9 protein-coding genes are annotated in these 10,960 nt (G+C 29.6%); 5 read left to right on the plus strand and 4 right to left on the minus strand.

All coding sequences use genetic code 11. The features are described 5' to 3' along the window. The first annotated feature begins 148 nt into the window (after positions 1 to 148). The 3 genes from ACJDTP_RS20590 to ACJDTP_RS20600 all read left to right on the plus strand — a co-directional run bounded on the left by ACJDTP_RS20590 (position 149) and on the right by ACJDTP_RS20600 (position 2,591). Positions 149 to 1,243 carry a GIY-YIG nuclease family protein gene (locus ACJDTP_RS20590; RefSeq protein ID WP_406762293.1) on the plus strand — a complete coding sequence of 365 codons (1,095 nt, stop codon included), beginning with the start codon at positions 149 to 151 and terminating at the stop codon, positions 1,241 to 1,243. A 103-nt stretch (positions 1,244 to 1,346) separates the two neighbouring features. Beyond that, positions 1,347 to 1,877, plus strand: coding sequence for a nitroreductase family protein (locus tag ACJDTP_RS20595; RefSeq protein ID WP_103697918.1), 531 nt, complete (start codon positions 1,347 to 1,349; stop codon positions 1,875 to 1,877). Positions 1,878 to 1,964: 87 nt separating this feature from the next. After that, entirely contained in the window at positions 1,965 to 2,591 is a 627-nt protein-coding gene (locus tag ACJDTP_RS20600) for a flavodoxin family protein (protein ID WP_406762287.1), read from the plus strand. Positions 2,592 to 2,810: 219 nt separating this feature from the next. On the opposite strand, the gene ACJDTP_RS20605 is transcribed toward ACJDTP_RS20600, so the two are convergent. Next, positions 2,811 to 3,233, minus strand: a complete 423-nt coding sequence (locus tag ACJDTP_RS20605) for a family 1 glycosylhydrolase (RefSeq protein ID WP_406762288.1) — start codon at positions 3,231 to 3,233, stop codon at positions 2,811 to 2,813. Between the two features lie 44 nt (positions 3,234 to 3,277). On the opposite strand from ACJDTP_RS20605, the gene ACJDTP_RS20610 reads away from it, so the two are divergent. Beyond that, a complete protein-coding gene (locus ACJDTP_RS20610; protein WP_406762289.1) occupies positions 3,278 to 3,766 on the plus strand; it encodes a UTRA domain-containing protein in 489 nt (162 codons plus the stop codon). A 234-nt stretch (positions 3,767 to 4,000) separates the two neighbouring features. Here the strand turns inward: ACJDTP_RS20610 and ACJDTP_RS20615 are convergent, their stop codons facing one another. The 3 genes from ACJDTP_RS20615 to ACJDTP_RS20625 form a co-directional block, all read right to left on the minus strand. After that, positions 4,001 to 5,476 (minus strand): amino acid permease, encoded by a 1,476-nt coding sequence (locus ACJDTP_RS20615; protein WP_406762290.1) that lies wholly within the window; start codon positions 5,474 to 5,476, stop codon positions 4,001 to 4,003. Between the two features lie 279 nt (positions 5,477 to 5,755). Further along, positions 5,756 to 7,075, minus strand: coding sequence for an MFS transporter (locus ACJDTP_RS20620; RefSeq protein WP_406762291.1), 1,320 nt, complete (start codon positions 7,073 to 7,075; stop codon positions 5,756 to 5,758). A 215-nt stretch (positions 7,076 to 7,290) separates the two neighbouring features. Further along, positions 7,291 to 9,528 carry an FAD-dependent oxidoreductase gene (locus ACJDTP_RS20625; protein WP_406762292.1) on the minus strand — a complete coding sequence of 746 codons (2,238 nt, stop codon included), beginning with the start codon at positions 9,526 to 9,528 and terminating at the stop codon, positions 7,291 to 7,293. A gap of 412 nt (positions 9,529 to 9,940) precedes the next feature. On the opposite strand from ACJDTP_RS20625, the gene ACJDTP_RS20630 reads away from it, so the two are divergent. Further along, positions 9,941 to 10,723 carry a helix-turn-helix domain-containing protein gene (locus tag ACJDTP_RS20630; RefSeq protein ID WP_271811138.1) on the plus strand — a complete coding sequence of 261 codons (783 nt, stop codon included), beginning with the start codon at positions 9,941 to 9,943 and terminating at the stop codon, positions 10,721 to 10,723. Positions 10,724 to 10,960: the final 237 nt, after the last annotated feature.

The following is a 10,960-nucleotide window of genomic DNA, read 5'->3' on the forward strand; positions in this document are numbered from 1 at the left end:
ATATTCATATACAACTTAAATATTTATTTTATAAATTATTATTAATTTTGCAGGCGTGATGATAAAATATAATTATATGTATAATTTATTTTTAATTTAACTAATGATAATTTACTCAACATATATTTTTAGAGGAGATAATATGGATATTGATTTAAAAGAAAAAGTAAAAAAACTCCCTTCTTCACCTGGTGTATATCTTATGAAGGATTCCCTGAATAACGTTATTTATGTTGGTAAGTCAAAGAACTTAAAAAGTAGAGTTGGATCATATTTTATAAATTCTAAATCTCATTCTCCTAAAATTCTTAAGTTAGTTCAAAATCTCAAGGATTTTGAGTATAAAATTACTGATACTGAATTTGAGGCCTTTTTGCTTGAATGTGAATTAATAAAGAAAATTAAGCCTGCTTATAATAGGCTAATGAAAAATCCAAAGTCATATTCTTACATAAAAATAATTCTTAACGAAAAATATCCAAATATTGAAATATCTCATGAATCGAATGAAATGGATGGAAACATTTATTTTGGTCCATATTCAAGAAAAAACATTGTTGAAAAAGGGCTTTATGGTATTAAAGAATACTGCAAAATACAATGCAGTAATAATCAGCGAAAAACTTCATCCTGTTTTAATTACTCTCTAGGATTATGTATTGGAATGTGTTTGGATACTACATCACGAGAAGAGTATCTTAATATATTAAATAAAATAATAAATCTTCTTAATGGTAATGATAAAATCATTCTCCAGGAAATGGAACATATAATGAGTAGCGCTTCTGAAAAATTTGATTTTGAAACTGCCGCTAAATATAGGGATTACATAAGCTCAGTAAATTATTTGCTAGAGAAAATTAAAATTATCAAATTTACTAAAAAGAATAGAAATATTGCTTTGATTGAATATTTAGATAATGACATAGTTAAATTTTTTCTTATTAGAGGAAATAGGATACTCTTTAGTGAAAAATATACTTTAAAAAACTTTGATTTAGAAACATTAAAAAGTATTCTTAAAGATAATATTTTATTTTACTTTAACAATGGAGATGTTCCAATAGAAATTGGAAAAGAAGAAATCGATGAATCTCAAATAATTTACACATATTTAAAAAATAAATCTAATAGCTGCAAACATATTATAATTCCAGAGGAATGGTTAAGCGCTCCAAATAATGATATAAACATACATAATATCCTTAATAAATTGTTACTTAGTATAAAAAATGATACCTAATAATAAAATTGTGCCTACTTGTTCGTAATTGTACAAGTAGGTATAATTATTATACTAAGTTCATTTAACTAAGTATAATAATTTATAAAAGGAGATTTTAACTATGGAATTAATGAAAGCAATCGCAATGCGTAAATCTACTAGAAGCTATAAATCTGAGCAAATCAGTGATGAATCTTTAAATACTATTATTAATGCTGGCTGTGCAGCACCAGTAGGGATGGGTGCATATAACTCAGTTCATCTAACTGTTATTCAAAATTCCGACTTATTAGATAAAATTACAGCAGTTACTGCAAAAGTATTTGGAAATCCAAATATGAAACCATTTTATGGCGCTCCTACATTAGTAATTGTTTCCGGAAAACCAAATGAAAAAGCTCCAGCTATCGAAGTCGCTAACGCTGCATGTATAGTTGAAAACATGTCTCTTGCTGCTACTGATTTAGGAATCGGTAGTGTCTATTTATTAGGTTTTCTATTTGCTCTTTCTAGTGATAATGATCTTCTAAAAGAATTAAGCTTGCCAGAAGGTTTCGTACCAGCAGCTGCATTAGCATTAGGTTATCCAACTGAACCTCTAACAAAAGAAAAAGACTTAAAACAAACTATTCAAATAAACACAATAAAATAATAATTCAAACATAACATAAACTTCAATCCAATAGTGAATTATTAAAAATTTATATAAATTTGTTCGATTAAATAGTGAGGTGTGAAAATGAAAGTATTACTTATTAATGGTAGTCCAAAAGCTAAAGGATGTACCTATACCGCTTTATGTGAAGTAGCCGGTGAATTAGAAAAAGAAAATATTGAAACAGAAATCTTTCAAATAGGAAATAAACCTATTAGTGGCTGTATTGGTTGTGGTGGCTGCTATAAAAGTGGTGAAGGTAAATGCGTATTTAGTGATGATATCGTAAATATCGCTTTAGAGAAGGCAAAAGAAGCTGATGGATTTATATTCGGTTCACCTGTTCATTACGCTGCTCCTTCAGGTTCAATTACATCTTTTTTAGACCGATTCTTTTATGCTGGAAATTGCTTTGCACATAAACCTGGTGCTGCAGTTGTAAGTTGCCGTAGAGGTGGGGCTGCTTCAGCTTTTGATCAATTAAATAAATATTTTACTATTTCAAATATGCCAGTTGTTTCTTCTCAGTATTGGAATATGGTTCATGGCAATACTCCTGAAGAAGTTAAACAAGATTTAGAAGGAATGCAGACAATGAGAATGCTTGGCAAAAATATGGCATGGCTTTTAAAATCCATAGAGGCTGGTAAAAAAGCAGGTATTTCATTACCTGAAAGTGAACCTAAAGTTGCAACTAATTTTATTAGATAACTCTATTTCAGAAAAAGGATTTAATAAAAATTATATTTTCTTAACTTTTATTAAATCCTTCTAACATTTATCAAGTAATTAAATATATATTACAATTAGGTCTCTGTACTCTAGTTTTAACTTATCGCTTGGCTTATTAAAGTTTTAAATGTAAATTTACTAATGCAACATATAATCTCTTAGTATATTATGTCTCTAGTTTCCACTTTAATCATTATCTTATAATTGTTTTCCATTGGTAGAAATTACATTTTTAAACCACTCAAAGCTCTTTTTCTTATACCTTTTTAAATCTCTCAAATCTGATTCATCACGATTTACAAACATAAATCCATACCTTTTTTTCATCTCACCTTGTGAACTTAAAATGTCAGTACATCCCCACGTTAGGTATCCTATAACATCAACTCCTTCTTCCATGGCTAATTTCATTTGCTCTATATGTGCTCTCAAATAATCTATTCTATAATCATCCTCTACTGTTTTATTTTCATTCAATTCTTCTCTAACGCCAATTCCATTTTCAGTTACAAAGATAGGCATTTTATATCTTGCATATATCTCTTTTAAAGCTATTCTAAAACCTATAGGATCAATAGCCCATCCCCATTCATTTTTCTTTAATAGTGGGTTGGGTGTCATTCCTTTGATTATACTCTCCTCATCTTCCGGATCATCTTTTACAGTTGAACTTTGATAATAACAGCATTCTTTTTTTATCATCTCTTTCTGATTATTACAATTCAGATAATATAAGATCAAATGTTAATGAATTTAAACTTATTAGTTCATCTGATGAACTTAGCAAATTATTGCAGGTAGAAGTAAATTCTCATGTTTGGCTTATAAAAAGAGTTCGTTATATAGATTCCCATCCTATTCATACAGAAGAGATTTACATGCCATATTCCTTATTTCCAAACCTTAAAACAGAAGATTGTGAATCCAGTTTACTTTCATATATTGAGTCTCAATACGATTATAAAATTAGTCACGGTATTAGGACTGTCAGTCCTGTCAAATTAAATAAATATGAGAGCGATTTATTAGATTTACCCAATGAGTCTGTTGTAATGCAGATTGAAAATGTAGGTTATTTAACTAATAGTAGAGTATATGAATATTCTATAAGCAAATCCAGAGAAAGTAAGTTTCAATATTATTGTAGACGATAAAACTAATATTATATAAATCCGTATTATTAAAAAATTTAGAATAAAAATATCCTTCAAATACTTAATCCCAAAGTTAAGCATTTAAAGGATATCATTATTTTAGTTATATAATATATATGTTCCATAAAATTTAATTCATTAATATTTATTTAAGGCTATTAGATACTATCTCAAATAATTTTGTAAAGAATTGATTATCTTATTTAGAACTTATATATATTTTTTTATTCTGATCTATTTCTTACTGCATTTCTTACATTGGTTTTTTTGATTGTTATTTCGCTTTGATTCGTTGTCATCTGCAACTTCTTCCGAAAATTCTGTCATTAACTTTGAACGGTTCATTTTATTGCTAACCCTTACATAACTATTTTTATTCTTTTCAGTACTCCTAAAATATTTCATTATCATATAAATTGATGAAAATGAAGCTATCATTATCAGTCCTACTATAAGTCCTGGTGCCTGATCCGAAATAAGAGGCATGCTAAAAATAACAATAATCATACTTATTAATCCAATCCAAGATGTATACGGAAATCCAGGCATTTGACACTTCCCATCTGGAGGACATCCATTTCTTTTACGAAATCTTATATGCGTTGCCATAATTACTGCGTAAGTAAAAAGTAGTGAAAATCCACTTGCCGTTACTAGAAACAGATATATTCTAGGAAATAGTAATCCAAATCCTAATCCCAAAAGCATTGAAATTCCTGAAAATACTATAGCCTTGTAAGGAATATCACCTTTATCCTTCAAAAACTTAGGTGCATCACCTTCATCTGCAAGTGATCTTAGCATTCTTGCAATCCCAAACATAGAAGCGAGAGATGCAGAAAGTATAGCTGTAATAAGTACTAAATTAATTACATTTCCAGCCCATGTAATTCCCAATCTATCAAGAGCCGCAACCATTGGACTTATATTTTCGCTTAAATCTGCTGTAGGAATTAAAGGAAGTAATGCTATAAGAGAAATTATGTAGAGTGATATAAGACTTACAACTGTATAATTAATTGCTTTTGGTATTGTTTTTCTTGGATTATCAGCTTCTGAGGCTGCTAACCCTATTATTTCAAAACCAGCATAAGCAAATACTACTATAAGCATTCCTCCTGCAATACCTCCTATGCCACTTGACATAAAAGGCTCTCTCATAAGCTCTCCTGCTCCTACCGCTGTTCTTCCCGGAATTATTCCAGTAACAAGTAGAAAAGATATAATTATAAATGAAATTATCGCAAAAAGCTTTATAGCTGAAAGACCACTAGTGAGCTTACTTAATTTATCAGCCCCTAAAAGATTAAGCAAAGTTACACCAACAATAATTATAGTTCCTCCTATAGCTATTGATATATTCGGAATCCATTCATTCAATAAAATTGATACAGCAGTAGCCTCACTAGACATTGAAAGTACCATACCAATCCAGTAAACCCAGCCAACAACAAATCCTGTTCCAGGCCCAAAAGCTTCTGATGCAAAAGTCCTAAAAGATCCTGAATGTGGATTTGCAACAGTCATTTCAGATAAAGCATAAAGTATAAAGTATACTAAAATTCCTCCCAATATATAGGATATCAAAACAGATGGTCCTGCAGCATTAATAGCTACCGCTGAGCCAAGAAAAAATGATCCTCCTATTATGCTTCCCAAAGCCATCATTGTGAGCTGCCAAGCAGATAATCCTTTGTTTTTTTTCTTCATAAATATTCTCCTCCGTACTAAAACACCTAAGAAAAGCAAATAAAAGTATTTGCAAATTTCTTAATGATGTACTAAATAACTTCTAGAATATTATTCCTCAAAATTCATATAACATGTACTTTATCTAAATATAAAATTTTATATCTATTATTTTATTTAAAATAAGTTTTAAATATGTAAATTAAATCCATCTAAAAATAAAAGATAAAAGTTAATGCTGGTAACTAGCACTAACTTTTATCTGATCCAAAATTAAATGTAAAACTTAATTATTTAATTCTATTTATTTTCTTCTATTTTTCCTACAATAAATATATATGATAATGCTCCTATTAAAGCCAAAATACCTATCAAAGCTATTGCTGGAGTAAAATTACCTCCTGATACAATAATGCCTATTACTATTGGAATAACTATTGATGATAAAGCTCCAGTGCAGTTAAATACACCACCAGCTAATCCAACTAAATTTTTAGGTGCCAATAATGATACAAATATCCAAGTAATAGTTGCTAATCCATTACCGAAAAATGCTATAGCCATGAACATTACTATTAATGGAGTGCTATCAACAAAATTTGCTCCAATTATGGTTGTTGTTAATAATAATCCAATAATTATTGGGGTTTTTCTTGCTACTCCCATAGAAACTCCTTTTTTTATGAGCTTATCTGATACAAAACCTGAAACTAAAACACCACAAAATGCAGCCAAATATGGTACTGATGAAACAAAACCTGACTTTATAAAACTTAGATGTCTATATTCTACAAGGTATGTTGGAAACCAAGTTAAGAAAAACCAAAATGTTGATGATATAGTGAATTGACCAATATATATTCCTATAAGCTTACGGTTAGAAAACATCATCTTCAAATCACTAAACTTGAACTGAGATTTTTCCTTAGCAGTAGAATTATCTATATCCTCATCTTCTACTATACCTCCACCTTCTTTGATATAATTTAGCTCAGCATTATTTATACGTTTACTTTTACTTGGATCTCTGTATAGGGCATACCAAACAATTGACCATGCTATCCCTACAAGTCCTGTAAGTACAAATAAGAATTTCCAACCAAACTTATCTTCTAATATAAATAGTAATGGGCTCACAAATGCTAATCCAACAAATTGAGCTGAAGAGTATATTGCAATAGCAGATGCTCTTTCATTTGTTGGAAACCAACTTGATGCCACTTTATTACTTGCAGGCATAACTGGTGCTTCAAAACATCCTATAGATAAACGTAAACCTAAAAGTGATCCAAATCCACCTACAATACTTTGTAGCAATGTAGCTAATGACCATATGAATAAGCTACATGCATATACAGCACGAGGTTTAAATTTATCAACTAAATATCCACTAGGTATTTGCAATGCAGCATATACCCATCCAAACGCTGAAAATATCAATCCCATTTGAACAGTTGATAATTTCAAGTCTTTAGACATATGAGATGCTGCTACAGATATATTTGAACGATCCATGTAGTTTATTACTATATTTATAAATATTAGAGCTAATACTAAATATCTTACTCTAGTTGGCTTCTCTTCAGTCAAATTAGTCTTATAATTATTATTTATATTCATATTCTTTATTCCTTCCTATCTTTAAATAAATTATTCTCTATTTAGACGAATTGAAGAAAATAGCAGTTTCAAAATATTATGATTATTTTTAATCATAATACATAGTAGCTTGCGCTTACCTCTGACCTTATGATAATTTTCTGAAACAGTATAGCGGAAAATAAGCTTGTAAGATTGACTTGCTATTTTCTAATTACGCCTTCTTAAAGCATATCTTAGTATACTCTTACCTCAATTATCTCAGCTTTCCTGCATCCATTTGTTGATTCAATGGTAACTCTAATTTTATTTGCTAAAATCTTACCTATATTTTTAAATATTTCTTTTCGCTTATGATTATTTTTCTTAAATGCAATAACCTCCCATTTGTCATCCTTCCATATGGAAACCTTATAATCTTTAACTAATTCAGGCATTACAGAAAAATCGGTGTAATGATGATGAAGATTTATAAGATCTTCGTTTACATCATCGTTAAATGTAATATGAATTTCCTTAATTTCAATATCATTTTCCCATTCAAGTTGTATCCACTCATCTGTGCCTTTAATATCTTCTGATATCCACATATGAGGACCTCCATAAGGTCTTGAGTAACCATCTATAATTTTACTAGGAGAATATGCATTGGTTTCACCATGAATTCTAAAGCAAAATTCTTTTCTAGCCATTTCTTTCATAGACCACTCAACAATTGGATTTATACCAATATAATCATCAAGATTTGTATTTTCTATAGCCTTTTTAGTAAATGAAAGTACACCTGTTAATTGTTCATAAGATAAATGTATTGTAACTTTATCATTAGCCTTTACAACCAAAAATAGATTTCTTGCCACTTCTGATTCTAATGCAAAGTCACTCTTAACCCATTGATTTCTTCCTTTTTCCACTTGTATTTTTTTCTTCTTCAAAAGACTTTTAGGAATATAGTTTTCTGCTCTGCCTGTATCCCAAAGTTCTACTTCCAAAGTAGTTTGTTCTAAACTAGAAATTAGTATTTCTATATCTTCAACTCTGTTTTCTATTGGAAATAAAATTCCTACATCTGTGGTCAATCTATATTCATCGTTAGAATTTACTACTTCAATTTTCTTTAATGATGTAGATGCCATAATAGATGCTGATCTAGCCTTATCTTTCATGTCCTCATTTTTTATTCCTATAATAGATCCATCTTGCTTTAATAAAATCTGCTGTAATTTCTTTATATGCTTCATATATAAATCCCTAGGAATAATTTTGTATTCTACACACATTGCTGCAGCTAATCCAACAGCTTCTCCTATTGTAGCGCAAGTTGCCATAACTCTAGTTGCTCCAAAAGCTATATGTGATGCGCTAATATTCCTTCCAGCAAACATCAAATTCGATACGTTTACAGAATACGTGGAACGAAACGGTATATGAAATATTCCATCAGCTTGTATATTTCTCGAGCCACAGCTTTCCTCATATATTCCTTTCTCAGGATGAAGATCTATTGACCAACCACCAAAAGCTATTCTATCATCAAATTCAGTCTGTTCAATAATATCATTTTGATTTAAAACGTAATCCCCTATAAATCTCCTATATTCTCTTTTACCTGGAATTGACCCAACCCACTCTAATGTTAGATTGTCTGCATCATAATTTCCAGAATTTTTTATATAATCCCATATTCCATATACTAGTGCCCATAACTCATCTCTTATTATTTCATTGTCTTTTACTATATCAACTTCTCCGCCTAGTTCTATCCACCAATAGCAGCAACCTGAGTCATTGGATTTTATAACTCTATTCTTTGGAATACTGGTTTTACTTATATCTTTTGCAAAATCTGGTGGAATAAATTTAACTGGATGTCCAGCATCTTTAGTATAAAATAATATAGTACTTCCTAATAAAATTTTATCTTCCTTTTCTGGCGCCAATAATTCATTATATTTATATCTGGATTCTCTTCCTAAATTATATTTAGCACCAGCTAATGCTCCAATAAATCCATCTCCAGAACAATCTAGATATACCTCACTTTCAAATTTAGTCTTAGTTTCTGATCCAATTGTCCACCCTGTCACAGATTTTATTTTATTTTCTTGTTCTCCTTCAATTACATCGATTTCGGACACTTCTGTATTTAAAAATAAAGAAATATTTTTTTCATCTTTTACCTTTTCTAATAGTAGCATGTCCCAAAAGTAGGGATTTCCATCTGGATTGCGATACTGATTTTCTAAAAACAATTCTCCCATAATTCCAGTTTCTCTGGCATATCTGTTTACTCCATGTTTTGTTGCTCCACATACCCATACACGAATTTCACTACTAGAATTTCCGCCTAAAATTCCGCGATTTTGCACTAAAGAAACACTTTTACCATTTCTAGCAGCAGAAATAGCTGCACACACACCTGCTAAACCACCACCTATTACGGTTATATCCTTTTTTACATTTTTGTAATTCATAATTAGCTCCCTTTATAGATATATTAATCCTAATGTCTACATCTATTTAGTGTTTTAATATTTACAATGCATTGTATCATTTTTTAATAATCAGCTTTAAATTAGGCCTATCACTATCATATCCCACACTGATTATATCTTTATAATATATTAAGGCATTGATTTTTTGAATTCACTAACATATCATCTGCATATACTTTATTTCATATATTCAATATAACAATTATTATTTACACAAGATATAAATACCTAAAAAAAGAAATATCTATCATTCACATATTCTGCCCTCAAAATATCTATATAAATACAGATATAATTACTTTAATTACTTTTTAAATGTTTACATTCCACTCCTATTTTCTTATAATTCTTCTATAGCACAATCTTCTTAGCTCTTAAAGGAGGCTTATTGATGTTTGATTTAAATAATCTTAACGTAAATATTAATCAACATATTTTTTGGGATAAAAAAGAACATTTTTTATTAGATGAAGACATAGATTCGAACTGGGTACTTTACGCTATTGAAGATGGTGAATGCAGTTACGAAGTTGAATCTCATAAAGGAAAAGGTAAATTTGGTGATATTGTAATTTGTCCCCCTGGAATAATTTTCAAAAGAAAGGTAATTACCACTCTTACATTTCACTTCATAAACTTTTCAATAAATTGTGGAGATGATACTTCATCTTTTCCAGTTGGTAAAATATCTGTATCAGATTTAAAAAGACTTAATAATATGTACTACTATTTAAAATTATATAGCCATAATAACAATATTGAATTAAACCAATGGAAAAGCTCATTGATAAGCGATATTATGAAATTATATTATATAGAAACTCAGTATAGCAGCTCCCCAAAGAACTTTGTTCAGGATGAAATTATAAACTATTCATTAAAGTACTTAAATAAATATGCTTATGAATCAATTAAAATCAAAGATTTTTCAGCTTCGCTAGGACTTAGTTCTGTTCAGTTTACTAGACGATTTCACAAGTGTATAGGAACGACTCCTATTGAATATATAACTTCTTTAAGATTAAGAAGAGCTCAAGTATTATTGCTCAGAACCGAAGATACATTAGATTGTATTGCTTCAAAATGCGGATATGATAACGGATTTTATCTTAGTAGGGTCTTTGCCAAGAACTTAGGCATATCACCTTCTGATTACAGAAAAAAATACCGGTAATAAATTCATATAAAATAAAAATCTAATATATTTATAGGTGGGTTGCACAATATAAATATATTAGATTCTTAAAAACCTGCTGTGAATCAGCCAGCACAAAATAAACTATTTAGAGCCTTTACTTTCTCAAATATAAAGCGAATAGCAACAAACTATAGAGTAAAATGTACCCTATAGAGTAGACACTATAAAAAAAGTCTACCCTATAGGGTTTTTCTATTTATAATAAGATTATAG

This window comes from Candidatus Clostridium helianthi, from assembly GCF_045310795.1.
Lineage (GTDB): Bacteria > Bacillota > Clostridia > Clostridiales > Clostridiaceae > Clostridium > Clostridium helianthi.

Excerpts from the sequence above, each read along its gene's own strand:
- ACJDTP_RS20620 (WP_406762291.1), bottom strand. The coding sequence starts at position 7,075 with ATGAATATAAATAATAATTATAAGACTAATTTGACTGAAGAGAAGCCA.
- ACJDTP_RS20605 (WP_406762288.1), bottom strand. The coding sequence starts at position 3,233 with ATGACACCCAACCCACTATTAAAGAAAAATGAATGGGGATGGGCTATT.
- ACJDTP_RS20595 (WP_103697918.1), top strand. The coding sequence starts at position 1,347 with ATGGAATTAATGAAAGCAATCGCAATGCGTAAATCTACTAGAAGCTAT.
- ACJDTP_RS20625 (WP_406762292.1), bottom strand. The coding sequence starts at position 9,528 with ATGAATTACAAAAATGTAAAAAAGGATATAACCGTAATAGGTGGTGGT.
- ACJDTP_RS20615 (WP_406762290.1), bottom strand. The coding sequence starts at position 5,476 with ATGAAGAAAAAAAACAAAGGATTATCTGCTTGGCAGCTCACAATGATG.
- ACJDTP_RS20600 (WP_406762287.1), top strand. The coding sequence starts at position 1,965 with ATGAAAGTATTACTTATTAATGGTAGTCCAAAAGCTAAAGGATGTACC.
- ACJDTP_RS20630 (WP_271811138.1), top strand. The coding sequence starts at position 9,941 with ATGTTTGATTTAAATAATCTTAACGTAAATATTAATCAACATATTTTT.